Raw genomic sequence first — 20,859 nt, 5'->3', positions numbered from 1 at the left:
GGGTCCCGGTCAGGGGCCCGTGGGAGGAGCGGCTGCGAGCAGGCCCTGGAGGGCCGCGAGCAGCCGCTCCTTGTCGTAACGCGGGGGATCCTGGAGCACCAGCCGGCCGAACTCCTCGGCCATCGCGAGCACGATGTGCGAGAGGATCTCGGCGTCGACGAAGGGGCCGCCGCGCAGGTCGATGCCGGTCTCGATGCCGGCCTGCAGGTAGCCGCGGATCAGCTCCCGGGTCGAGGCGATCCGGTCGCGGACGATCGCGGGTGCGCCGGCGGTCAGGCCGAGCACCGGCCGCCACACCTCGGGGTCGTCCTGCACCTGGTCGACCAGGAGGTCCATGGCGCGGACGATCCAGGCGTCGACGTCGGCGGGGCTGCCCGCCTCGTGGAGCAGTGCGATCGCCTGGCCGAGGGCGCGGTCGCGGGTCCGGTCGAGGAGCGCGTGCAGCAGCGGCTCGAGGCCGTCGTACGCGCCGTAGACGACCGGACGGGTGACCCCGGCCTCCTTGGCGATCGCCTCGATCGAGACGTTGTCGTAGCCGTCGCGCACGAGCACGGTCAGCGCTGCGTCGAGCAGCTGCTCGCGGCGTTCGTCGACCGGCATCCGCGCGGCGTAGCGGCGGCGCGGTGTCTGTGACGCTGTGTCCCGGCTCACGCACCGAAAGGTAGTCGTGACGCCGTGTCGCATGCGAACCTACGGATCTGTAGAAAATATCTACAGCCCTGTAGGAAGAAGGAGACGGGGATGCTCGGCATCAAGTCCCGCAAGCAGCTGATGGCGCAGTACGAGCCGATGGCCGACTACGGCTTCCTGGGCCCGGACTCGGTCTCGTGGAAGGTGTGGGGCCACCCCACGTCGTACGTCCTGGGCTTCGTGCGTGCGGTGACGATCGAGCACTTCGACCCCAACCTGGCGGCGGCCGTCATCCAGTCCGGCGGCGTGAAGTACCGCCCTGCGACCCGCTACGGCCGCACGCTCCGCTACTTCGGCCTGCAGCTCTTCGGCGGCGCCGAGCAGACCTGCAAGGCCGCCGACGTGCTGGTCAAGGTCCACTCCAAGGCGATCGGCCACGACCCCGTCACCGGCGGCACGTACGACGCGAACGACGGGGGCTCGCAGCTCTGGATCCACGTCACGGCCTGGCACTCGATCCTCAAGTGCTACGAGATGTTCGGTCCCGGCAAGCTGACCGAGGACGAGGAGAACCGGTTCTGGGCCGAGATGAAGGAGGTCGCCAAGCTCCAGACGATCGACCCCGAGCTCGTGCCGACCAGCCGCGAGGCCGTGCACCGCTACTTCGAGGAGTGGCGCCCGCGCCTGGCCGCCTCCGAGGGCGCGCAGGACATGATCAAGTTCATCCTGCCGATCGACGTGGCGCTGCCCGTCGACGCCGCGGCCTGGCAGAAGGCGGCGCTCAAGCCGGCGATCTTCCTGCTGACCAAGGCGGTCATCGCGACCTACCCGAAGTACATGCGCGACATGGCCGGCATCCACCAGAGCCGCCTGACCGACGCCGCGGTCCGTCTGCCCGTGAAGGCGATGCACTCCTTCCTCAACAGCAACCTCAACGTGCGGCTGCTCTTCATGAACTTCATCGCGCCGCAGGCCGTCCCGGTGGCCGCGCCCGCGATCCTCGGCATCAAGCCGCTGTCGGAGAAGGTCTGGGAGGTGCGCGAGGCCCAGCAGCACTTCGGCTTCGACATCCCCGCCGAGGCGCACAAGGAGTTCCGCGCGAAGCAGTACGAGCGCGTCTTCGAGAAGGGCGAGAAGCCCTCCGACGAGGGCCTCGAGGAGTCGCAGGCGCACATCGGCGCCATGGACGTCCACAACGCGGCCAAGGTCGGCTGACCCCGCCTGACGCCGTACGACGAAGCGCCCCGGAGCCGATCGCTCCGGGGCGCTTCGCTGTGTCAGGGGATCAGGCGCGCGTGAGTCCGTCGTCGATCATCTGCTGGAAGTGGGCCTCGACCGACGCGGCCGCCGGGCGGAAGGCGACGCCGAGCTCGCGCGTCGTACGGCTGGAGTCGAAGGCGATCGGGTAGCCGACGTTCTTCGCGATGAAGTCGCGGGTCTGGCCGATGAGCGGCGCAATGGCCCAGGCGCCCGCCTTCGGGGCCTCGAAGCGCGGGAACGACGGACGTGAGCCGAACTTCGCCCGCAGGATCCGGCTGATCTGCAGCATCCGGAGCGACTCGGAGTTGGTGAGGTAGCGCCCGTGCGCCTCGGGCGTGAAGCCCGCCGCGATGTGGGCGCGGGCCACGTCGCGGACGTCGACGATGCCGAGCCAGAGCCGCGCGGTGCCGAGCATCTGGCTGCCGTCGATGAACATGTTCATCGTCGTCATCGAGCCCGAGGCACTGACCTTGGTGAGCGACGGACCGAGGACCAGGCCGGGGTGGATCGTGACGAGGTCCCAGCGGTCCTGCGCTGCCTGCCGCTGCCACGCCTCACGCTCGGCGACGGTCTTGGAGTAGGAGTAGGGCTGGTGCTCGAGGCTGCTGGTGGTGTTCCAGTCGGACTCGGTGAACTCCTTCTTGCCCCGCATCTCGATCGCGTCGCCGTAGACAGCGACGACGCTGCTGGTCAGCACCACCCGCTTGACGGACGGGGTGGCGTCGACGCTGGTCAGGACGTTCTTCGTGCCCTCGAGGGCGGGCTCGACCAGGTCGGCGTAGGCGTCCTTGACCTTGCCGACGAGGAACGGCGAGGCGGTGTGGATCACCAGCTCGCAGCCCGCCATCGCGTCGGCGAAGCTGCCCTCGTCGAGGAGGTCCGCCTGGTGCAGCGTGAGCCGCCCCGGGTGGGCCTCGCTGAGCGCATGGAGGTGCTCGAGGCCGGTCGCCCTGGCCGGGTTGCGGACGGTCGCACGGACGGTGCGCCCGTCCTCCAGGAGGTAGCGGACGATCCAGCTGGCGACGTAGCCGCTGCCGCCCGTGACGAGGACAGGAGCCGAGGGGTCGATGACGGTCATGCGGCCACGCTAGCAAGATGTTGTGACACCGAGTTACACCTTCGGGGTCGTTTGCCTGGCGCAGGCGCCGGGCACTGGGGGCGCATGGCTCCCGGAATCATCCTGCTCGTCATCGGCGGCATCTTCGCGTTCGCGATCAAGGCCGACTCGTCGTGGCTCGACACCGACATGCTCGGGCTGGTGCTCATGCTCGGGGGCGTCGGCTTCATCGTGCGCTCGCGGATGGCACGCAAGGAGGTCGTCACGCGCGAGGTCGTGCGCCACCCGGGCCCGGTCGACGCCTCCGCGCCCGAGGACGACGTCGTCGAGCAGACCGAGGTGGTCCGCCGCCTCGACTGAGCCCGAGGTCGGTCGCCGGTCAGTCGCCGAGGCTGTGCCGCAGCCAGTGCGGCATGGGGCTCTTCGCGATCGCGACCACGAAGGTCAGGTTGAGGCCGAGGCCGATCAGCGAGATCCAGCCGATCGTCGCCCAGTCGCCCAGGCTGCTGAAGATGACCAGAGCGGCAAGGGCGACGAGGAGCGCCTGGATGCCGATCAGCACGAACGCCTGCCAGGTGACGGGCACCAGCAGCTGCCCGAGGTTGCGCCGGTCGAACCAGTAGTGAGGGTGCTTCGCCATCTGTGCTGGCCTTTCGTCTGATCCTGCCTGGGCCTTGGGGCCACCGTGGCACAGATCACGTTACTTCGCGACGATTGCCGCGCCAACGTGGACGAAGGGCCTCAGGCCCCGGGACGCGGGGGTGTTCCTAGTCGTCCTGGCCGGCGAGGCGCCACTGCGGCGCCGGGCCCTTGACGAAGCCGACGAGCAGCAGCGCGCAGACCGCGAACGCCGTGGTCGCGCCGTACGCCGCCGCGCCGAGGACGCCGGGTCCGGCGCCGAGCAGACCGGCGAAGGTGAGGGGGACGAGGACGAGCGCGACGGCGAGGGCCCAGCCCTGCCAGGTGATCGGCGTCCAGCCACGGCCTCGGGCGGTGCGGGCGAACCAGCTGTTGCGGGTCATCGTGGACTCCTCTCGGGCATGCATGGGTGGCGGTCGGCTCCGTCGGGACCGCCTGTGACGGTGGCAACTCTGCGTCCTCCGCGTTCCGGCGTCTGTTCCTGGCCGGTTCGGCGCCGTAACACCTTCCTCACGGCCCAACAGGGCCCGGCTCGGGAGGGCGGCGCGGCCCGATCGTGCGCGCGGTCGGCGCGGCCCGCCGTACGCCGTAGAATCGCGCCTCGTGGCTCTCACTATCGGCATCGTCGGTCTCCCCAACGCGGGCAAGTCGACGCTCTTCAACGCCCTCACCAAGAACAACGTGCTCGCGGCGAACTACCCGTTCGCGACGATCGAGCCGAACGTCGGTGTCGTCGGCGTCCCGGACCCGCGCCTTGCCGAGCTGGCGAAGGTCTACGGCTCGCAGAAGCTGCTGCCCGCGACCGTCGAGTTCGTCGACATCGCCGGCATCGTGCGCGGCGCCTCGCAGGGTGAGGGCCTGGGCAACAAGTTCCTCGCGCACATCCGCGAGGCCGCGGCGATCTGCCAGGTGACGCGCGTCTTCCGCGACGAGGACGTGACCCACGTCGACGGCAAGGTCGACCCGGGCTCCGACATCGAGACGATTCAGACCGAGCTGATCCTCGCCGACATCGAGACGGTGGAGAAGGCGATCGCCCGCCTCGAGAAGGAGGCGAAGAAGAACAAGGACCTCAAGGCCAACCTCGACGCCGCCGTCGAGGCGAAGGCCGCCCTCGAGGCCGGCACGCCGATCATCGCCACGAAGATCGACCGGACGCTCCTGCGTGAGCTGTCGCTGCTGACCGCGAAGCCCTTCATCTACGTCTTCAACTGCGACACCGACGAGCTGGCCGACGAGGCCCTCAAGGCGCAGATGCGCGAGCTGGTGGCCCCGGCCGAGGCGATCTTCCTCGACGCCAAGATCGAGTCCGAGCTGATCGAGATGACCGACGAGGAGGCGCTCGAGATGCTCAACGACCTCGGCATCGACGAGTCGGGCCTCGACCAGCTCGCCCGCGTCGGCTTCGACACCCTCGGCCTGCAGACCTACCTCACCGCCGGGCCCAAGGAGGTCCGCGCGTGGGAGATCAAGAAGGGCGCCACGGCGCCCGAGGCAGCCGGTGTCATCCACACCGACTTCCAGAAGGGCTTCATCAAGGCCGAGATCGTCTCCTTCGACGACCTCATCGCCGCCGGCTCCGTCGCGAAGGCGCGTGAGGTCGGCAAGGCCCGCATGGAGGGCAAGGACTACGTCATGCAGGACGGCGACGTCGTGGAGTTCCGCTTCAACGTCTGATCCGCGTCGTACGACGATCCCGGCTGCCTCGTGGCGGCCGGGGTCGTTGCGTTTCGGGCCTCCCTCAGCGATCGCCAAGGGGAGCAGCGTTGCGTTGCCTACCCAGCCGTCTCCGTCGTCGTTGACGCGGACGTCGCACGTCGAGTCCGAACGGATCTTCGCGCCCCGCCGCCGCCCGCGCGTCCAACAGCCGCTCCCGCGGTCGTTGGTCGTCTGGATGGCCTTGTCCGCTGGGCGTCCTGTGCTTCGCAGCCGAGCCGCGCGCGACGCGGCGTTCCTCGTCGCTCGTCTCTGACCTGCACGAACCGACACGTTGACGCATCGCCTATCCGGATGTCGCGTGTGGCCCGCTGGTCGGTGACACGTCAACGTGTCGGTTCGTGCAGGAAGACAGGATCGGCTAGCCGCCCGTTGTCGGAACGGGCGGCTAGCGTCGGCTCCATGGAGTGGGAGTTCGAGGGCGAGGTCATCGAGTGGCGCGGCCCGTCGCCGTACTTCTTCGTGCTGATCCCGCCCGACGAGAGCGACGACGTCCGTGAGGCCGGGCGCGACCTCGTCTACTGGGGCCAGGTGCCCGTCCAGGCGCGGATCGGCGAGACCGAGTTCCGCTCCGCGACCTTCCCGTACGGGGAGCAGTACGTCCTGCCGCTGCGCGTCGCGATCCGGCGGGCCGAGCAGATCGAGGTCGGCGACGTCGTGCAGGTGGGTCTGCGGCTCCGCTCCCGCTAGCGCCGGCTCACGCCCGGGCCCCCGCTTCGGGCAGCGTGAGCACCGTCGTGCCGGCGCTGTCGGTGACCTCCACCGCCGCGATCCGGGCGACCGGCAACGCCGTGCCGCCGGTGAAGGTGACGCTGCCGTCGTCGAGCTCCCACGAGCCGAGGGTGGCCGTCGTGCCGTCAGACGCCCGCACCCTCAGCTCGTAGCGGTAGCCCGGGGCGGCTGCGCTGTCGGCGTACCGGCAGGTCAGGGTGATCCGGGTGCCCCACGGGGTCGGCTCGACGACCGCCTCGGCGCTGATCGGAGCCTGCCCGACCGCCGCCATCGGGACCCGGTCGGGCCGGTCACCCAGAGGTGCGGCGGTGACCAGCACCGTCAGCAGGCTCGCGGCAACGCCGACCAGTGCGCTGGTGACGACCAGGCGGCGGCGACGGGCCCGGCGGGCCTCGCGCAGGAGCGAAGGGAGCAGCGTGTCCGGCAGCGGGGGAGCGTCGACCTCGCCGCCGGCGAGCAGCCCGAGCGTGGCCTGCGCCTCGGCGACCCGCGCCCGGCAGTCCGTGCAGCCCGCGAGGTGCTCCTCGTAGGCCGCGCGTTCGGCCGGCTCCAGCGCGCCGAGCGCGTACGCCGCGTCGGCGTGCTGCCAGGGATCGGTGCTCATCGCTCTCCTCCGAGCTCGTCGACCGCCAGGCGGAGCGCCTGCAGTGCGTAGTGGGTCCGGGACTTCACCGTGCCGGGCGGTACGCCGAGGACGACGGCCGCCTCCGCCACGCTCCGGCCGCGGTAGTAGCACTCCTGGAGCACCGCGCGGTGCTCCGGGGAGAGGCGGGCGAGGGCGGCGCTCACGAGCGCGCGGTCGACGACCTGGGTGGTCTCGTCGGGTGCCTCCTGCTCCGGCACCTGTGCCGTGGCGGACTCGTGCCGGGCGTGGGCGGAGCGGTGCTCGTCGATGACGAGGTGGCGCGCGACGGTGTAGAGCCAGGCGCGAGCGGAGCCGCGCTGAGGCTCGAACGCCTGGGGATGACGCCAGGCGCGCAGGAACGTCTCCTGCACGACGTCCTCGGCCTGGGTCGCGTCGCCGCGGGTCAGGCGGAGCGCGTAGTGCCACAACGCCGGACCGTGCTCGTCGTGCAGCGCACGCAGCAGGCCGTCGTCGCGGGGTGGACGCGGGGTCACGTCCACCAGTGTGCTCCCGGGCTCGCCGGCGCCTGCTGCGCCGGCCCGCTCAGTAGCCACCACCGTCGGACGAGTCGGACGGCGACATCGACGGCGACATCGACGGCGACATCGAGGAGCCGGACCCCGCGTCCTCGGTGATCGCCGCGCCGGTCGGGGCGACCAGCCACCACTTCGCACCGAAGCCGTTGCTGCCCTCGCCGTTGGTGTCGCCCGCTCCGCCGTCGCCCGCGAAGTAGTAGAGCGGGTGCCCGGCGTAGGTGACCTGGGTACCGCCGTCGGCGCGCTTGACCGTGGCGAGCCTGGCGGCGTCCACGCCCTTGCCGGCCTTGGGTGCGCCGTGGGTGAGCACGGGCGGCCAGGCCTTCGCGCACGCGCCAGAACACGACGACGTACTGCCGTGGTCGCCCATCCAGAGGTAGACGGACGTGCCGTCGTCGGCGGTCAGGTGCGTGCCGTACTCGCCCGAGCCGGTGGCGACCTGCTCCGGCCCTTCCTCGTCTCCCGGGCTCGACGGGGTCGAGCCACCGCAGCCGGCCAGGAGGGCGGCGGCTGCGAGCGCGGTCGCCAGTGCTGCGTAGTGGCCCCGTCCGATGTGCGCGATGGTGTCCATGGCGTCTCCTTGCGTGGGTCCGTGCGGCCCGAGAGCCGCCTTCTCCTCATGACACGGCGCCGGGTCGCGATCGGTTCACCTGAACCGTCCGGCCGCCGACGTCGTGTCACCAGCAGAAGGGAGACCGACATGGACCTCCGCCGGTGGCTGCTCGTCCCGCTCGTCGCAGGCGGCCTCGCCGTCGACGCCTGGGTGCACCTCCAGTACGCCGGGGACTACCGCCGCGTGGCGACCTCCGTCGTCAGCCAGGCGACGCTCTTCCGCCTCGAGGGAGGCGCTGCGCTGCTCGCCGCGGTGGCGGTGGTGCTGCTGCCGCGGCGGGCCACGGCCGTGCTGGCGGCGGTCGTCGCAGGCGGCGGCGCGCTCGCCGTCGCGGCGTACACGTGGGGTGACCCGGGCCGGCTCGGGCCGCTGCCGGACATGTACGAGCCGCTCTGGTTCTCGGGGAAGACGGCGAGCTTCGTGGCGGAGGTGGTCGCCGCGCTCGCGGCGCTCGCGCTGGCCGTCGCGCTGCCCGCTACCGCGCGAAGGTCAGGTGGACGACGCCGCTCTCGGCCGTCTCGGAGCTGACCTCGTAGCCCGTCTCGAGCCCGCGCAGGTCGTCCCAGAGCCGGATGCCGTCGCCGGTCAGGATCGGCGTGATCGCCACGTGCAGCCGGTCGACGAGCCCCGCCGCGAGGAAGTCACGCGCGACGGTCGCGCCGCCGCCGACGCGGACGTCCTGGTCGCCGGCCGCCTCGAGTGCCCGGTCGAGCGCCTCCTGCGGCGTCGCGCTGATGAAGTGGAACGACGTGCCGTTCGCGAAGTCGATCGACGGCCGCTCGCGGTGGGTCAGCACGAAGACCGGGCAGTGGAAGGGCGGCTCGTCGCCCCACCAGCCCTGCCACTCCGGGTCGTCGGGAAACGTGTGCAGCCCGAACATCCCGGCGCCCATGATCTCGGCGCCGATGCCCTCGAAGTACGCCGCGGCGTACTTCTCGTCGACGCCGGTCGTGCCCTCGCCGGAGGTCTTGCCGAAGACCCGCGCCTGGAACGTCCGCGTCCCGACGTAGGCCGCGGTGAGGCGGCCCCAGTCCTCGCCGAAGGGGTTCTCCGGGGTCTGGTCCGTCGTCGTCGCGAATCCGTCGAGGGAGATGTTGAGGTCAACGCGCACAGCCATGGCGCACACCCTGCCACGGGGTGCCTCGGGGCGGGACCGATCAGCGGGCTGCGACCGCCTCCGCCTGTGCCCTGATCCGCTCGAGCGTCTCCGCCATGCCCGCGCGCAGCGTCTCCGTGAACGCCGCCTGGCCGCCGAGCCAGGTCTCCTGCGCGTGCAGCGAGGAGGCCGAGAGGCCGTCCGGGGCGTCGCGTCGCTGCGTCAGCCTCGTGCCCACCGCCGAGGGCTCCAGGGTGAAGGACCACACCGACCAGTTCTCCTCGATGCGGAAGGCGATCTCGCGGCCCTCGTCGAAGCGGACCACCTCGGCGTGCGTGATCCAGGCCAGCTCGCCCTGGACGTTGCGGTTGGTCACGCGGGCGCCGGGGCCGATCTCTGCGCAGCCGGTGGAGAGCCGCGTCGAGTCGACCTGCGGGCTCCAGTCCGCCATGCGACGCAGGTCGCCGACCAGCGCCCACACCTCAGCGGGCGGGGCGGCGATCTCGATGCTCTTCTCCAGGACGGGGATGGTCATGACGGACTCCTTTGCGACCGATCGGACGTGTAGTCGTCAACCTAGGCCGCCGAACGCTTTACGTCCAGTCGGTCGCATAGAATGCCGGCATGGACCAGGTCGACGGACGACGGGCGCGGGGCGACGCCACCCGGCGTACGGTCGCGCGGGAGGCGGCGATGGTCGCCACCGTGAGCGGCCTGGACTCGATCACCGTCGGCGGGCTCGCGGCCGCCACCGGCGTGAGCAAGTCCGGCATCCTCACGGTCTTCGGCTCGCGCGAGAGCATCCAGGTGGCTGCCGTCGGCGAGGCCCGCAAGATCTTCGCCGCCGCCGTCATGGCGCCGGCGTGGGGTGAGGATCCCGGCGGCGCCCGCCTCCACGCGATCCTCGACGCCTGGCTGGCCTACCAGCGCGGCGAGGTCTTCCGCGGCGGCTGCTTCCTGACCGCCACCTCGGTCGAGTACGGCCACCGTGACGGCCCCGTCGCCGACAGCGTCCGGGCCCTCAAGCGGGAGTGGCTGACGCTCCTCGCCGCCGACCTCGCGACCGCGGGCCACCCGGAGCCGGAGGACGCGGCGTTCCGGATCGACGCGCTGCTCGCCGGGGCCAACACGATGTACCAGCTCTTCGGTGGAGACGCCGAGCTGGAGCGCGGGGTGCGGCACGCCCGGGCCGTCGTCGAGGAGTGCCCCGCGCGCTAGGTGGCCCGGGCTAGGTTCGCCGGCATGGCGAAGAAGAAGTGGAGCGACCTCACCCCGACCCAGCAGAAGCTGGTCGTCGCGGGCGGCGTCGCCGAGATGGTGCTGACCGGCTACGTCCTGCGCGACCTCGGCAGGCGCCCCAAGGAGCTGGTCCGCGGGCCGAAGCTGCTGTGGCGCGCGGGCTCCGTCGTGCAGCCGGTCGGCCCGCTGGCCTACCTGGCGTTCGGCCGCCGCTGACGAAGCTCGCTCGATCCTGTGGCGGTCGTCACGGGCGGGTGCTTTGATGCGCTCATGACCGTGCAGCACGAATCAGCGGACGTCATCGAGGTCCGCCACATGCTCAGCGACTGGGACCCGATCGGCTACTACGCCGCCAACGGCTTCTACCCCGACGAGTACGAGCTCCTGATCCAGCCGCTGCTGACCCGTCTGGGCCACACCGACAGGCGCGAGGAGATCGTGGCCTACCTCGACCACGAGCTGCACGACCACTTCGGCAAGTACCCCGACGAGACCATCGTCGAGGAGTTCGCCGAGCGCCTCCTCAAGTGGTACGCCGCGCGCCCTGCCGCCGGCTGACTCCCGGCGCGTCGGCGCGGCTCAGGTCAGCCAGGCCTCCGGCGCGAACTCGCGGCCGAAGTCGGGACACGCCTCGTTCTCGCAGCGTCCCTGGGTCTCGAAGGTGATCCCGGCGTTGCCGGTGCGGGAGACCGCCACGGCGTCGTCGGGACGCAGGTGCCCGCCGGTGCGCAACGGCTGGCCGCAGGTGGGGCACTGCGGGGCGGTCGGTGCGGAGTGCTCAGCCATCCCGCCACGGTAGACCCGCCGGCCGGCACACGACTAGCGTCGGAGCATGCCCGTCATCCCGCCCCCGGTCATGGCACTCGGCTTCGCCGCGGTGCAGCACGCGCTCGCCCCGAAGGAGGGCGCCGGCCCGGTCCGCAAGGCCGCTGCGACCGCCCTCGCCGCGGGCAGCGTCGGCCTCGCCGGCGCCGCGGTCGCGCGCTTCCGCGAGGCGCGGACCACCGTGCACCCGCTCCACCCCGAGAAGGCCACGACGCTCGTCACCGACGGCCCCTACCGGCGCACCCGCAACCCGATGTACGTCGGCATGGCCGGTGCGCTCGCCGCCCACGCGCTGGGCGAGGGCGGCCTGCTCACCTGGCTGCCGGTCGCGGGCTTCGTGCTCGCGATCGACGAGCTGCAGATCCAGCCCGAGGAGCGCGTGATGGAGCAGAAGTTCGGCGACGCGTGGGACGACTACGCGCTCCGCACCAAGCGCTGGTTGTGAGGCGAAGAGCCTGGCCCTTCGTTCAGCGCGGCCGCCGCAGCTTGTAGATCCAGCGCCGGCCGGGGTGCTCGGTGACCGACCAGAGCGAGTCGGTGGCGGGGACGTAGGCGATGTCCTCGGGCCCCATCGGCAGCGCCCGGCGGATGGCCCTCCACGCGCCGGGCCGCCCGACGTACAGGGTGCCGAGGCCCCACGGGCCGTGCGAGCAGGTGAGGTACCAGGTGCCGCCGACCAGGCAGGCGCCCTGCATGCCGCGCTGGCCGGTGCCCTCGAGGAGGAGCGGGCGGGAGTAGCCGTGCTCGTCGACGGGGAGCAGCCAGGTCTCGGGGTCGAGGTCGAAGCGCGCGAGCCGGGTGGTCTGCTGGCGGCGGCCGTACTCGCCGACGACCAGACCGGGCCCGCTGGGGTCGCGGTCGAGGGAGAGGAACGAGTAGCGCAGCGGCTCCTCGCCGTCGTCCGCGGCGGCGCGGTAGGAGAAGCGCAGGGGCAGGACGTAGCGATAGCCGAAGGAGGCGAGCCGGTCGCCGTCGCGCCCGATCCGGGAGGGGTCCTCGTCGAAGAGCGCGTCGGGGATCCGCACGAGGTCGGACATCCGGAAGACGTGGATCCCCTTGCGGGTGCCCGCGACGTAGAGCCACGGCCCCACCCAGACGATGCCGCCGGCGTGGGCCTTGAGCTGGGTGAAGGTGACCTGCCCGTCGACGATCTTCGGCACGACGAGGAGCACGTGGCGGTAGCGGCGCGCATTGACGTCGGCGAACGAGATCCGCACGCCCTTGTTGATGCCCGCGACGGGGTGCGAGTACCAGCTCGTCACGACCACCTCGCGCCCGGCGACGAGGCCGCGCGCGGTGCCCGTGGCGTCGAGGGACGTGGTGATGCCCTGCGGCCACCACCGCTTGCTGAACGAGTCGGCCCGGTCCCAGGCCCACGACCGCCACACCTTCATCCCCGCCGGTACGGCGCGGCGCAGGCGGCGTTCGAGGTGGTGCAGGACGCCGTCGACGCCGACCGCTCCACCGCACGCCTCGGTGAGCGCGGCCACCTCGTCGACCCGCTCGTCCGTACGCCGGAGGTGGACGCCGTGGACCGGCGCGGTGGCCCGGTCGGGACCCGGGGTGCTGCGGTCGGACATGTCTGGCACCGTAGCGCCCATGAGAGGGATCTTCTTCGAGGAGGACGACGCGCGGGCGGTGGCCGCCCGGCTCCGCTCCGACGGCTTCGACGCCGAGGTCGCCCGTGAGCGCCTGGCCGGCGAGGACGACGACGAGGACCACCCGTGGGCCGTCGTCAGCGACGCGCCGCCGATCGCGCTCGAGCTGCTCGTCGAGGAGTACGACGGTTGGCTCGAGGTCGACGAGGCCGCGCCGACCGAGGTCGTGCTGCCGCCGCTGCAGGCGGACCTGCCGGCCGCCCCGATCCGGGTGAAGCGCCCCGACCTGCAGTGACGCTTCCGGTGGCTGTCGGTCGCGCCCTCTAGGGTTGTGGACATGACCCTCAGTCCTGCTGACATGCGCCTCCTGCTGGTGCACGCGCACCCCGACGACGAGACGATCCAGAACGGCGCGACGATGGCGCGCTACGTCGCCGAGGGCCGTCAGGTCACGCTCGTCACCTGCACGGCGGGCGAGCTCGGCGAGGTCCTGGTGCCCGAGCTGGCGCACATCGCCGCCGACCAGGACGACGTGCTCGGCGACCACCGCCGCGAGGAGCTCGCCGAGGCGATGAAGATCCTCGGCGTCACCGACCACCGCTTCCTCGGCGGCTTCGGAGCCTTCCGCGACTCGGGCATGAAGTGGCACGAGAAGGGCTATGCGATCGCCGCCGACGAGACCGACGAGCGTGCCTTCGCCAACGCCGACCTCACCCGGGCGGCCGACGAGCTGGTGAAGGTGATCCGCGAGGTCCGCCCGCAGGTCCTCGTCACCTACGACGAGTTCGGCAACTACGGCCACCCCGACCACATCCAGGCGCACCGGGTGGCGATGTACGCCGCGCAGCTCGCCGCCGTGCCGTCGTACAAGCTGGACCTGGGGGAGCCGCACGACATCGCCAAGATCTACTGGTGCGCGATGAGCGAGAGCCGGATGCGCGCGAGCCTGCGGGCGCTGCGCGAGAGCGGCGACACCGAGACCTTCGGCGGAATGGACCCCGACGGCGACATGGGCCCGTTCACCACGCCCGACGCCTGGCTCGCGGCCGCGGTCGAGGGTGGGGAGTACGGCGAGCAGAAGGTCGCTGCGATGAAGGCGCACCGCACCCAGATCGACCCCGACGGCCCCTTCTTCGCGATGGGTGGCTCGGTCGGCACGACGTTCTGGAGCACGGAGTTCTACCGGCTCGCCAAGGGCGTCAAGGGCCCGGTCGGTGACGACGGCTTCGAGACCGATCTCTTCGCAGGACTCTGATGGGGCGCCGGCTCGGCGGCGGCGCTGCCCTCATCGTCAGACTCGCGGTTGTCCTCCTCCTCGCGGGGCTGTACGTCGCGGCGTGGGCCTTCGCTGCTGACCGGCTGCCGCGCGGCGCGACCGTCGCCGGCGTCGAGGTGGGCGGCCTGTCGCCGGCCGCGGCCAAGGCGCGGCTGGAGAAGGAGTTCGCCAACCACGACACGATCGCGGTCTCGGTCGGCGGTGCGCGCGAGTCGCTGACCGCCGGGCAGCTCGGCCTCCACTTCGACGCGGCGGCCACCGTCGCGGAGGCCGGAGGCGGCCGGTCCTTCGACCCACGCCGGCTGTGGGACTACTACGCCGGCGTCGACGAGGTCGCGCCGGTGGTCAACATCGACGGCGCCACCCTCGAGCAGGCCGTCAGCGGGCTCGAGCAGCGCCACGGCCGCCCGGCGCGCGAGGGCGCGGTCCGTTTCACGGGCGGGGTCGCGAAGGCGGTCCCGGCGCGCACCGGCCTCGGGCTCGACCGCGAGACGACGCGCGCGGCCCTCGAGGCGGCGTACGTCGCGGGCGCGCCGGCGACCCTGGCGCTGACCGACGTGCAGCCGCAGGTGACCGATGCCGAGACCGCCGCCGCGCTCGAGTCGTTCGCCCGGCCCGCGATGAGTGCGCCGGTCACGCTCCGCTTCGACGACCAGCGGGTCGTCCTCAAGCCCCAGGACTTCGCGCCCGCGCTCTCGATGGTCGCCCAGGACGGCGAGCTCGTCCCGCACCTCTCGGCGAAGCGGCTGCGCACCATCGTCGACGCCCACCTGGGTGACGCGGGCAAGGCCGTCGACGCCACGGTGAAGCTCGTCGGCGGCGTCCCACGCGTCGTGCCCGGCAGGCCCGGCGTCACCTACGACCCCCGCGACGTGAGCGGCCGCTTCCTCGACCTGGTCGTCCGGCCGGGCAGTGACCGCACGCTCGACGTCCGGGCCAAGGTGGCGAAGCCGAAGGTCACGACCGCCGACGCCCGCAAGTGGGGGATCAAGGAGAAGGTCTCGACGTTCACGACCTACTACCCGCACACCGACTACCGCAACATCAACATCCCGCGCGCGCTGTCGCTGATCGACGGCACCGTGCTGGCTCCCGGTGACACGTTCTCGCTCAACGGCACCGTCGGCCAGCGGACGAAGGCCAACGGCTTCGTCGAGGGCTACGTGATCGACGGCGGCGAGATCACGACCGCGCTCGGCGGTGGCGTCTCGCAGGTCGCCACCACGACGTTCAACGCGGCGTTCTTCGCCGGCCTCAAGGACATCGAGCACAAGCCCCACAGCCTCTACTTCGACCGTTACCCGGTCGGGCGCGAGGCGACGGTGGCCTGGCCGACCGTCGACCTGAAGTTCCAGAACGACACGCCGTACGGCGTCCTCATCGAGACCCACGTGCAGAAGTCGACGCCGTCGAGCCCCGGCGTGGTGACCGTGAGCATGTGGTCGACGAAGTACTGGGACATCACGACCTCGACCAGCAAGCGCTACAACGTCGTGAAGCCGGGCGAGCGGGTCTCGACCGCGCCCGACTGCGAGCCGCAGGAGCCCAACACCGGCTTCGACATCAAGGTCTACCGCCACTTCAACCGCGACGGCCACCGCGTGCGCACCGAGACCATGACGACGCACTACAACGCGGCCGACAAGGTCACCTGCAAGGCGCTCGACCCGGAGAAGTCGCAGGGCTGATCAGGCCCTGAGGTACTCCATGCGGTGGTGCTCGGCGAAGCCCAGCGAGGCGTAGAGCGCGTGGGCCGCGACGTTGCCGGTCTCGACGTGGAGCCAGGCGTTGGAGGCACCCTGCTCGACGCCCCACTCGAGGAGGGCGGCCAGTGCCGAGCGGGCCAGCCCGCGGCGCCGGTGGGCGGGGTCGACCAGGAGGTCGTGGATCCCGAGCCAGTCGCCGTCGACGGTGGCCTGGCCCTCCGCGACGGCGTCGCAGGCCCCGCCGATGCTCACCGAGGCGTGGCTGCCGGACGTGGTGAGCTCCGCCGGAGCCGCTGCGGCGCCGGCCGCGCGCAGGGCCCGGCTCGCGCCGGCCAGGAGGAAGTCGGCCTCGCCGCCCGCCGGCGTACAGCCGAGGGCGCGGAGCGCCGTGGACAGGTCCGAGCCGACCTCCACGTGGAGCAGCGCGGGCTGGTCGCCGTACGCCGCGCGGACGGCGTCGACCGCGGCGGCGAGGGGGAGCCCGGGGTCGACGACCGCGAGGCAGGAGTTCGCACGGCGGCGGGCGACGCCGGGGGAGCGGCGCACCTGCCAGGCGCCGACGGTGGTGGTGGCGACCGAGGACCACAGGCCGGCGACGTGCGACTCGCACTCCGCGACGCTGGCCCGCAGCCGCACCGACGGACGGGGCGGTACGGGCTTGCCCGACACGATCAGGTCGAGCGGGATCTCGACCCGCTCGCCGGTCGCCGTGACGACCACGCAGGGGTCCCACGCGATGCAGTCGCCGAGCACGTCGGTGAAGGCCGGACCGCCCGTCGGGCCGGTCTCGCCGGGCACCAGACGCCGGACCACGACACGTTGTCCGACGACGTGGGGGCCCAGATAGGGAGAGCGGGTGCTGTCCGGCATGACGGGGATACTAGGCTGACCTGCGCAAGCCCTCTTCCAAGCCCTTCGGAGGTCCGGATGACCTACGTCATCGCCCAGCCGTGTGTCGACGTCAAGGACCGCGCGTGCGTCGACGAGTGCCCCGTCGACTGCATCTACGAGGGCAAGCGCATGCTCTACATCCACCCCGACGAGTGCGTCGACTGCGGTGCGTGTGAGCCGGTCTGCCCCGTCGAGGCGATCTACTACGAGGACGACGTCCCGGCGGACCAGAAGCAGTACTACGACGCCAACGTCCACTTCTTCGACGACCTCGGCTCGCCGGGTGGCGCGGCCAAGATGGGTGAGATCGACAAGGACCACCCGATCGTCGCCGAGCTCCCCCCGCAGAACCAGGAGTGACTCGTTTGTCCGAGGGCTCCGTCGCTGTGCCTGTCTCTGGCCGGCTCCCCGACTTCCCCTGGGACAAGCTCACGTCGTACGCCGAGAAGGCGCGCGCGCACGCTGACGGCATCGTCGACCTCTCCATCGGCACGCCGGTGGACCCGACCCCGCAGGTCGCGGTCGACGCGCTGGTGGCGGCTGCGAACTGGCCGGGCTACCCGACCACGATCGGCCTGCCCGCGACGCGGCAGGCGGTCATCGACTGGTTCGCGCGCGTCCACGGCGTGACCGGCCTCGGTCTCGACCAGGTCCTGCCGGTCGTCGGCACCAAGGAGCTGATCGCGCAGCTCGCGCTGCACCTCGGCGTCGGCGCGGGCGACCTGGTCGTCTTCCCCGAGGCTGCCTACCCGACGTACGAGGTCGGGGCGGCGCTGGCGGGTGCGACGCCCAAGGCGTCCGACTCGCTGACCGCGCTCGGCCCGCAGAGGCCCCGGATCCTGTGGCTCAACAGCCCGTCCAACCCGACGGGCCGCGTGCTCCCGCCGGAGCACCTCAAGAAGGTCGTCGACTGGTGCCGCGAGCGCGGCGTCCTGCTCGTCTCCGACGAGTGCTACCTCGACTGCGTGTGGGAGGGCTCGGCGATGTCCGTGCTCCACCCGGACATCAGTGGCGGCAGCGCCGACGGCATCCTCGTCGTCCACTCGCTCTCCAAGCGCTCCAACCTGGCCGGCTACCGCGCCGGCTTCGTCGCCGGCGACACAGCGGTCGTCAAGGAGCTGCTCGCGGTCCGCAAGAACCTCGGCCTGATCGTCCCCGGCCCGGTCCAGGAGGTCATGGCGGCGGTCTACGCCGACGACGCCCACGCGGCGGAGCAGCACGCGCGCTACGCCGCCCGGCGGACGAAGCTGAAGGCAGCGCTCGAGGGTGCCGGCTTCACCGTCGACCACTCCGAGGCCGCGCTCTACCTCTGGTCCACCCGCGGCGAGGGCTGCTGGGAGACCGTCGCGTGGCTGGCCGAGCGGGGCATCCTCGCTGCGCCCGGTGACTTCTACGGCACCGCCGGCAGGCAGCACGTGCGCATCGCGATCACCGCGACCGACGAGCGCATCGACGCCGCCGTCGCCCGCCTCGCCTGAGGCAGGTCAGCGGAGGCAGGTCAGCGGAGGCAGTTCAGCGGGCGATCTCGACGTGCAGCGGGCCGCTGATCGCGGAGCCGGTGGCGTCGCGCCAGCCGTCCTCGCTCGCGTCGCCGGAGCGCCAGACCTTGCCGTCGTACCGCACCTCGCCGATGCCGAGCCGGTTGGCCTGCGCGACCAGGTACGACGCGATCGCCCAGCCCCGACGGAGGTCGGCGGGGGATCGGCCTCCGACCGCGAGGTCGAGGCCGCGCCTGCCTGAGCGGGTGCCGGTGAGGCCGAAGAGGTTCGCCACCTCCTGGCGCACCGTCGCCACCGTGCCGGGGACGTCACCGTCGCCGTGGCGCACGACGCAGGTGAACGAGTGGTGCGACCAGCCGGTCAGTGCTGAGGCGAGCGCCCGCCCGTCCTCCGCGTGGTCCTCGTAGGCCTCCGGGAACGCCGAGTGCTGCACCTTCTGCGCGGCCTCGGTGATCCGCATGCTCTCGTAGCCGTCGATCTTCACGAGCGCGTCGTAGAAGGCGTTGGTCGCGTGCACCGGGTCGAGGATCTCGGACTCGGTGCCCCAGCCCTGCGAGGGGCGCTGCTGGAAGAGCCCGAGGGAGTCGCGGTCGCCGTGCTCGATGTTGACCATCTTCGACTCCTGGTACGCCGTGGCCAGCGCGATGCTGACGGCACGGGCCGGGAGGCTGCGGTGGACGCCGATGGCGGCGATCAACGCGGCGTTCTCCGCCTGCTCGGTGTCGAGGAGCACCTCGTGCTGCTGCACGACGGCGGTGCAGCCCTCGGGGTCGGGCAGGGGGCCGGCGCCGCGGACGACCGCGACGGCGACCCCGCCGACGCCCGCGAGCACGGCGAGGGTCGCGACGGCACTACGGACGCGCACCCGACCCTCCCTCCCGTCCTGCGAGCAGGTCAGTCGTTGGCGTGGAGCGCGGCGTTGAGGGCGATGCCCTCGCCCTTCCACGCCACGGCCTCGAGGGCACCCGAGATGGAGTTGCGGCGGAAGAGCACGTTGGAGGCGCCCGACAGCTCGCCGGCCTTGACGACCGAGCCGTCGGCCAGGGTCACCTTGGAGCCGGCGGTGATGTAGGTGCCCGCCTCGACGACGCAGTCGTCGCCGAGCGAGATGCCGAGGCCCGAGTTGGCGCCGAGGAGGCAGCGCCGGCCGACGGAGATGACCTGCTTGCCGCCGCCGGAGAGCGTGCCCATGATCGAGGCGCCGCCGCCGATGTCCGAGCCGTCGCCGACCACGACGCCGGCCGAGATCCGGCCCTCGACCATCGAGGTGCCGAGCGTGCCGGCGTTGAAGTTCACGAAGCCCTCGTGCATGACGGTGGTGCCGGAGGCGAGGTGGGCGCCGAGCCGCACGCGGTCCGCGTCGGCGATGCGTACGCCGGACGGCACGACGTAGTCGACCATCCGCGGGAACTTGTCGACGCCGTAGACCGCCACCGGGCGGCCCGCGGCCTTGAGGCGGGCCCGGGTGAGCTCGAAGCCCTCGACCGCGCACGGGCCCTGCGAGGTCCACACGACGTTGGCGAGGAAGCCGAACTGGCCGTCGAGCGACAGCCCGTGCGGCTGCACGAGGCGGTGCGACAGCAGGTGGAGGCGGAGCCAGACGTCCGCGGTGTCGACCGGCGGCGCTGCGAGGTCCGCGATCTCGACCGTCACGACCTTGCGCGTCACGTCGCGCGCGGCGTCGGCGACCGCGAGGTCGGCCAGCGTGGCGAACTCCTCCGTGGCCTCGGCGTCCGCCGGCTTCGCACCGAGCGCGGGCGCGGGGAACCAGACATCCAGGACGGTCTCGTCAGCGGCAAGGGTCGCGAGGCCGTGGCCCCAGGCAGAGTTCCCAGAAAGATTGTCAGTCACGTGAGCGGATTCTACGGGGATCCCGGCAGTGCCCTGCCCGTCAGGCGGTGGTCGTCAGGCGAGGATCGCGAGCTGGCGCGACTGCGCGATCAGCCGGCCCTGCTCGTCCCAGAGCTCGACGTCCTCGTCGGCGTAGCCGTCGATCACGTGGCGGGTGACGACGTGGCCGAGCGCCCAGGTCGTCTCCGGGCGGCGGCGGAAGTGCACGGTCAGCTGGATCGTCGCCGAGCCGAGGTGGCCGATCTCGGCGGTCACGGGCGCGAACGCGTCGGTCATCGCGCCGGCGAGCAGGGCGTCGACCGGACGGTCGTCGGCCGCCTTGATCCAGCCGAGCGACTCGCTGACGCCGGTGGGCGAGCCCTCGAGCCAGCCGGGGATCGCGGCGTTGCGGTAGGTGTAGCGGTCGAGGATCGGGATCATCCCCGCCGGGATCACGGTGGTCAGGTCCGCGCAGGCCTCGGGCGCCGGCATCTCGGGGGCCGCGTGCGGCGTGTGCTGGACGCTCCCCGCCTGGTCCCAGTCGTGGGTCGAGACGACCGCGTGCGCGACCTCCTTGCCGCCCTGCACCAGCAACGCGTCGTACGTCGAGACGCGGCGCCCGGCGCGCACCTCGCGAACCCGGACCTCGCCCTCGCCGGCGGTGGCGGGACGGAAGTAGGTGACCGCGATGCTCAGCGGATCGGGGTCCTTCGTCTCCTGCATGACCGCGTGGAGGAGGAGGGCCAGCACGAAGCCGCCGTTGGGAGTCTTGTTGGCGGTGTGCCACGCATCGGTGACGGTGACCTGGTGGAGGCCCCCGCCGAGGGGCTTCGTGGCGATGGCGTCGTCGAAGAAGTGGCTCACCCGAGCGATCGTCCTCCCGCTGGTGACCGATTGCTACGTGGGGGTTCTCACGCCGTATCCTTGGCGCAAGGCGTCTGAGCCGTCATCAGCGGCGAGCCTCCGGAAGAACAGGTCTGATCTCCGGGCTTAGCGATCGCTAAGGCCGGCGGGAGGGCCCCAGTAGAACCGGACGGGTGGCCCGTCACAGCCAGAACGAAGCGGTCGTCCCCGGACGGCAAGCGAGGTGG

At 71.9% G+C, this 20,859-nt stretch carries 29 protein-coding genes; 14 read left to right on the top strand and 15 right to left on the bottom strand.

Annotation, left to right across the window (positions count from 1 at the left end; genetic code table 11):
- Nucleotides 1-9 precede the first annotated feature (9 nt).
- Nucleotides 10-651, bottom strand: a complete 642-nt coding sequence (locus IEX47_RS09535) for a TetR/AcrR family transcriptional regulator (RefSeq protein WP_229662762.1) — start codon at nt 649-651, stop codon at nt 10-12.
- A gap of 90 nt (nt 652-741) precedes the next feature.
- Here IEX47_RS09535 and IEX47_RS09530 point away from each other — a divergent pair, with 90 nt between their 5' ends.
- Nucleotides 742-1,845 carry an oxygenase MpaB family protein gene (locus IEX47_RS09530; RefSeq protein WP_188783788.1) on the top strand — a complete coding sequence of 368 codons (1,104 nt, stop codon included), beginning with the start codon at nt 742-744 and terminating at the stop codon, nt 1,843-1,845.
- 70 nt (nt 1,846-1,915) lie between these two features.
- On the opposite strand, the gene IEX47_RS09525 is transcribed toward IEX47_RS09530, so the two are convergent.
- Nucleotides 1,916-2,968, bottom strand: coding sequence for an NAD-dependent epimerase/dehydratase family protein (locus IEX47_RS09525; protein ID WP_229662761.1), 1,053 nt, complete (start codon nt 2,966-2,968; stop codon nt 1,916-1,918).
- Between the two features lie 84 nt (nt 2,969-3,052).
- Here IEX47_RS09525 and IEX47_RS09520 point away from each other — a divergent pair, with 84 nt between their 5' ends.
- On the top strand, nt 3,053-3,307 hold the full coding sequence (locus tag IEX47_RS09520; RefSeq protein WP_188783787.1) for a hypothetical protein: 255 nt from the start codon (nt 3,053-3,055) through the stop codon (nt 3,305-3,307).
- A gap of 19 nt (nt 3,308-3,326) precedes the next feature.
- On the opposite strand, the gene IEX47_RS09515 is transcribed toward IEX47_RS09520, so the two are convergent.
- Together IEX47_RS09515 and IEX47_RS09510 are read right to left on the bottom strand one after the other, a co-directional pair.
- Nucleotides 3,327-3,587, bottom strand: a complete 261-nt coding sequence (locus tag IEX47_RS09515) for a hypothetical protein (RefSeq protein ID WP_188783786.1) — start codon at nt 3,585-3,587, stop codon at nt 3,327-3,329.
- A gap of 127 nt (nt 3,588-3,714) precedes the next feature.
- On the bottom strand, nt 3,715-3,969 hold the full coding sequence (locus IEX47_RS09510; RefSeq protein WP_188783785.1) for a hypothetical protein: 255 nt from the start codon (nt 3,967-3,969) through the stop codon (nt 3,715-3,717).
- Between the two features lie 220 nt (nt 3,970-4,189).
- Here IEX47_RS09510 and ychF point away from each other — a divergent pair, with 220 nt between their 5' ends.
- Nucleotides 4,190-5,263: a redox-regulated ATPase YchF gene (ychF, locus tag IEX47_RS09505; RefSeq protein ID WP_188783784.1), complete on the top strand. Its 1,074-nt coding sequence runs from the start codon at nt 4,190-4,192 to the stop codon at nt 5,261-5,263.
- A gap of 441 nt (nt 5,264-5,704) precedes the next feature.
- Nucleotides 5,705-5,992, top strand: coding sequence for a DUF1905 domain-containing protein (locus tag IEX47_RS09500; protein ID WP_188783783.1), 288 nt, complete (start codon nt 5,705-5,707; stop codon nt 5,990-5,992).
- A 7-nt stretch (nt 5,993-5,999) separates the two neighbouring features.
- Here the strand turns inward: IEX47_RS09500 and IEX47_RS09495 are convergent, their stop codons facing one another.
- The 3 genes from IEX47_RS09495 to IEX47_RS09485 are packed head-to-tail and all read right to left on the bottom strand — an operon-like array spanning nt 6,000 to nt 7,766.
- A complete protein-coding gene (locus IEX47_RS09495; protein ID WP_188783782.1) occupies nt 6,000-6,638 on the bottom strand; it encodes an anti-sigma factor family protein in 639 nt (212 codons plus the stop codon).
- Nucleotides 6,635-7,153, bottom strand: coding sequence for a sigma-70 family RNA polymerase sigma factor (locus IEX47_RS09490; RefSeq protein WP_229662760.1), 519 nt, complete (start codon nt 7,151-7,153; stop codon nt 6,635-6,637). Before IEX47_RS09490 ends, IEX47_RS09495 begins: the two co-directional genes overlap by 4 nt.
- Nucleotides 7,154-7,202: 49 nt before the next feature.
- Entirely contained in the window at nt 7,203-7,766 is a 564-nt protein-coding gene (locus IEX47_RS09485) for a COG4315 family predicted lipoprotein (protein WP_188783781.1), read from the bottom strand.
- A 129-nt stretch (nt 7,767-7,895) separates the two neighbouring features.
- On the opposite strand from IEX47_RS09485, the gene IEX47_RS09480 reads away from it, so the two are divergent.
- On the top strand, nt 7,896-8,336 hold the full coding sequence (locus IEX47_RS09480; protein ID WP_188783780.1) for a hypothetical protein: 441 nt from the start codon (nt 7,896-7,898) through the stop codon (nt 8,334-8,336).
- On the opposite strand, the gene IEX47_RS09475 is transcribed toward IEX47_RS09480, so the two are convergent.
- Both IEX47_RS09475 and IEX47_RS09470 read right to left on the bottom strand, forming a co-directional pair.
- A complete protein-coding gene (locus tag IEX47_RS09475; protein WP_188783779.1) occupies nt 8,284-8,925 on the bottom strand; it encodes a dihydrofolate reductase family protein in 642 nt (213 codons plus the stop codon). The two genes, IEX47_RS09480 and IEX47_RS09475, sit on opposite strands and share 53 nt — an antisense overlap.
- Before the next feature lie 40 nt (nt 8,926-8,965).
- A complete protein-coding gene (locus IEX47_RS09470; RefSeq protein WP_188783778.1) occupies nt 8,966-9,439 on the bottom strand; it encodes an SRPBCC family protein in 474 nt (157 codons plus the stop codon).
- An 89-nt stretch (nt 9,440-9,528) separates the two neighbouring features.
- Here IEX47_RS09470 and IEX47_RS09465 point away from each other — a divergent pair, with 89 nt between their 5' ends.
- The 3 genes from IEX47_RS09465 to IEX47_RS09455 are packed head-to-tail and all read left to right on the top strand — an operon-like array spanning nt 9,529 to nt 10,701.
- The gene (locus IEX47_RS09465; RefSeq protein WP_188783777.1) at nt 9,529-10,122 is read left to right on the top strand and encodes a TetR/AcrR family transcriptional regulator; all 594 of its coding nucleotides are present in this window, start codon (nt 9,529-9,531) and stop codon (nt 10,120-10,122) included.
- Nucleotides 10,123-10,146: 24 nt separating this feature from the next.
- The gene (locus tag IEX47_RS09460; protein WP_188783776.1) at nt 10,147-10,359 is read left to right on the top strand and encodes a hypothetical protein; all 213 of its coding nucleotides are present in this window, start codon (nt 10,147-10,149) and stop codon (nt 10,357-10,359) included.
- Nucleotides 10,360-10,413: 54 nt separating this feature from the next.
- Entirely contained in the window at nt 10,414-10,701 is a 288-nt protein-coding gene (locus IEX47_RS09455; RefSeq protein WP_188783775.1) for a hypothetical protein, read from the top strand.
- A 21-nt stretch (nt 10,702-10,722) separates the two neighbouring features.
- On the opposite strand, the gene IEX47_RS09450 is transcribed toward IEX47_RS09455, so the two are convergent.
- Nucleotides 10,723-10,929: a hypothetical protein gene (locus tag IEX47_RS09450; protein ID WP_188783774.1), complete on the bottom strand. Its 207-nt coding sequence runs from the start codon at nt 10,927-10,929 to the stop codon at nt 10,723-10,725.
- 46 nt (nt 10,930-10,975) lie between these two features.
- Between IEX47_RS09450 and IEX47_RS09445 the strand changes: the two genes are divergently transcribed.
- Nucleotides 10,976-11,413 (top strand): methyltransferase family protein, encoded by a 438-nt coding sequence (locus tag IEX47_RS09445; RefSeq protein WP_188783773.1) that lies wholly within the window; start codon nt 10,976-10,978, stop codon nt 11,411-11,413.
- A 22-nt stretch (nt 11,414-11,435) separates the two neighbouring features.
- On the opposite strand, the gene IEX47_RS09440 is transcribed toward IEX47_RS09445, so the two are convergent.
- On the bottom strand, nt 11,436-12,548 hold the full coding sequence (locus IEX47_RS09440) for a hypothetical protein (RefSeq protein ID WP_188783772.1): 1,113 nt from the start codon (nt 12,546-12,548) through the stop codon (nt 11,436-11,438).
- A 19-nt stretch (nt 12,549-12,567) separates the two neighbouring features.
- On the opposite strand from IEX47_RS09440, the gene IEX47_RS09435 reads away from it, so the two are divergent.
- The 3 genes from IEX47_RS09435 to IEX47_RS09425 are packed head-to-tail and all read left to right on the top strand — an operon-like array spanning nt 12,568 to nt 15,530.
- Entirely contained in the window at nt 12,568-12,861 is a 294-nt protein-coding gene (locus IEX47_RS09435) for a hypothetical protein (protein ID WP_188783771.1), read from the top strand.
- Nucleotides 12,862-12,903: 42 nt separating this feature from the next.
- Complete coding sequence (gene mshB, locus IEX47_RS09430; RefSeq protein ID WP_188783770.1) at nt 12,904-13,821, top strand: N-acetyl-1-D-myo-inositol-2-amino-2-deoxy-alpha-D-glucopyranoside deacetylase; 918 nt, start codon at nt 12,904-12,906, stop codon at nt 13,819-13,821.
- Nucleotides 13,821-15,530 carry a VanW family protein gene (locus IEX47_RS09425; RefSeq protein ID WP_188783769.1) on the top strand — a complete coding sequence of 570 codons (1,710 nt, stop codon included), beginning with the start codon at nt 13,821-13,823 and terminating at the stop codon, nt 15,528-15,530. The genes mshB and IEX47_RS09425 overlap by 1 nt, the downstream gene beginning before the upstream one ends.
- On the opposite strand, the gene IEX47_RS09420 is transcribed toward IEX47_RS09425, so the two are convergent.
- Entirely contained in the window at nt 15,531-16,418 is an 888-nt protein-coding gene (locus IEX47_RS09420) for a GNAT family N-acetyltransferase (RefSeq protein ID WP_188783768.1), read from the bottom strand. It lies immediately after the preceding gene.
- Nucleotides 16,419-16,475: 57 nt separating this feature from the next.
- Between IEX47_RS09420 and fdxA the strand changes: the two genes are divergently transcribed.
- Nucleotides 16,476-16,799, top strand: coding sequence for a ferredoxin (gene fdxA, locus IEX47_RS09415; RefSeq protein WP_188783767.1), 324 nt, complete (start codon nt 16,476-16,478; stop codon nt 16,797-16,799).
- A gap of 26 nt (nt 16,800-16,825) precedes the next feature.
- On the top strand, nt 16,826-17,917 hold the full coding sequence (gene dapC / locus IEX47_RS09410) for a succinyldiaminopimelate transaminase (protein WP_188783766.1): 1,092 nt from the start codon (nt 16,826-16,828) through the stop codon (nt 17,915-17,917).
- A 34-nt stretch (nt 17,918-17,951) separates the two neighbouring features.
- On the opposite strand, the gene IEX47_RS09405 is transcribed toward dapC, so the two are convergent.
- The 3 genes from IEX47_RS09405 to IEX47_RS09395 are packed head-to-tail and all read right to left on the bottom strand — an operon-like array spanning nt 17,952 to nt 20,632.
- Nucleotides 17,952-18,803, bottom strand: a complete 852-nt coding sequence (locus IEX47_RS09405; protein ID WP_229662759.1) for a VldE C-terminal domain-containing protein — start codon at nt 18,801-18,803, stop codon at nt 17,952-17,954.
- Nucleotides 18,804-18,832: 29 nt separating this feature from the next.
- Nucleotides 18,833-19,789 carry a 2,3,4,5-tetrahydropyridine-2,6-dicarboxylate N-succinyltransferase gene (gene dapD / locus IEX47_RS09400; RefSeq protein WP_188783765.1) on the bottom strand — a complete coding sequence of 319 codons (957 nt, stop codon included), beginning with the start codon at nt 19,787-19,789 and terminating at the stop codon, nt 18,833-18,835.
- Between the two features lie 54 nt (nt 19,790-19,843).
- The gene (locus IEX47_RS09395; protein ID WP_188783764.1) at nt 19,844-20,632 is read right to left on the bottom strand and encodes an acyl-CoA thioesterase; all 789 of its coding nucleotides are present in this window, start codon (nt 20,630-20,632) and stop codon (nt 19,844-19,846) included.
- Nucleotides 20,633-20,859: the final 227 nt, after the last annotated feature.

This window comes from Nocardioides phosphati (assembly GCF_014646375.1).
Taxonomy (GTDB): Bacteria; Actinomycetota; Actinomycetes; order Propionibacteriales; family Nocardioidaceae; genus Nocardioides; species Nocardioides phosphati.
This window is presented reverse-complemented; position numbering and strand designations above follow the sequence as displayed.

What these genes read in the sequence shown, in the direction of transcription:
- IEX47_RS09500 (WP_188783783.1), top strand. Translation starts at nt 5,705, where the DNA reads ATGGAGTGGGAGTTCGAGGGCGAGGTCATCGAGTGGCGCGGCCCGTCG.
- IEX47_RS09435 (WP_188783771.1), top strand. Translation starts at nt 12,568, where the DNA reads ATGAGAGGGATCTTCTTCGAGGAGGACGACGCGCGGGCGGTGGCCGCC.
- IEX47_RS09465 (WP_188783777.1), top strand. Translation starts at nt 9,529, where the DNA reads ATGGACCAGGTCGACGGACGACGGGCGCGGGGCGACGCCACCCGGCGT.
- IEX47_RS09520 (WP_188783787.1), top strand. Translation starts at nt 3,053, where the DNA reads ATGGCTCCCGGAATCATCCTGCTCGTCATCGGCGGCATCTTCGCGTTC.
- IEX47_RS09475 (WP_188783779.1), bottom strand. Translation starts at nt 8,925, where the DNA reads ATGGCTGTGCGCGTTGACCTCAACATCTCCCTCGACGGATTCGCGACG.
- IEX47_RS09450 (WP_188783774.1), bottom strand. Translation starts at nt 10,929, where the DNA reads ATGGCTGAGCACTCCGCACCGACCGCCCCGCAGTGCCCCACCTGCGGC.
- IEX47_RS09480 (WP_188783780.1), top strand. Translation starts at nt 7,896, where the DNA reads ATGGACCTCCGCCGGTGGCTGCTCGTCCCGCTCGTCGCAGGCGGCCTC.
- fdxA (WP_188783767.1), top strand. Translation starts at nt 16,476, where the DNA reads ATGACCTACGTCATCGCCCAGCCGTGTGTCGACGTCAAGGACCGCGCG.
- IEX47_RS09455 (WP_188783775.1), top strand. Translation starts at nt 10,414, where the DNA reads ATGACCGTGCAGCACGAATCAGCGGACGTCATCGAGGTCCGCCACATG.
- IEX47_RS09420 (WP_188783768.1), bottom strand. Translation starts at nt 16,418, where the DNA reads ATGCCGGACAGCACCCGCTCTCCCTATCTGGGCCCCCACGTCGTCGGA.
- IEX47_RS09440 (WP_188783772.1), bottom strand. Translation starts at nt 12,548, where the DNA reads ATGTCCGACCGCAGCACCCCGGGTCCCGACCGGGCCACCGCGCCGGTC.
- IEX47_RS09470 (WP_188783778.1), bottom strand. Translation starts at nt 9,439, where the DNA reads ATGACCATCCCCGTCCTGGAGAAGAGCATCGAGATCGCCGCCCCGCCC.
- IEX47_RS09445 (WP_188783773.1), top strand. Translation starts at nt 10,976, where the DNA reads ATGCCCGTCATCCCGCCCCCGGTCATGGCACTCGGCTTCGCCGCGGTG.
- IEX47_RS09525 (WP_229662761.1), bottom strand. Translation starts at nt 2,968, where the DNA reads ATGACCGTCATCGACCCCTCGGCTCCTGTCCTCGTCACGGGCGGCAGC.
- mshB (WP_188783770.1), top strand. Translation starts at nt 12,904, where the DNA reads ATGACCCTCAGTCCTGCTGACATGCGCCTCCTGCTGGTGCACGCGCAC.
- IEX47_RS09530 (WP_188783788.1), top strand. Translation starts at nt 742, where the DNA reads ATGCTCGGCATCAAGTCCCGCAAGCAGCTGATGGCGCAGTACGAGCCG.
- IEX47_RS09485 (WP_188783781.1), bottom strand. Translation starts at nt 7,766, where the DNA reads ATGGACACCATCGCGCACATCGGACGGGGCCACTACGCAGCACTGGCG.
- IEX47_RS09460 (WP_188783776.1), top strand. Translation starts at nt 10,147, where the DNA reads ATGGCGAAGAAGAAGTGGAGCGACCTCACCCCGACCCAGCAGAAGCTG.
- IEX47_RS09425 (WP_188783769.1), top strand. Translation starts at nt 13,821, where the DNA reads ATGGGGCGCCGGCTCGGCGGCGGCGCTGCCCTCATCGTCAGACTCGCG.
- IEX47_RS09495 (WP_188783782.1), bottom strand. Translation starts at nt 6,638, where the DNA reads ATGAGCACCGATCCCTGGCAGCACGCCGACGCGGCGTACGCGCTCGGC.
- IEX47_RS09515 (WP_188783786.1), bottom strand. Translation starts at nt 3,587, where the DNA reads ATGGCGAAGCACCCTCACTACTGGTTCGACCGGCGCAACCTCGGGCAG.
- IEX47_RS09510 (WP_188783785.1), bottom strand. Translation starts at nt 3,969, where the DNA reads ATGACCCGCAACAGCTGGTTCGCCCGCACCGCCCGAGGCCGTGGCTGG.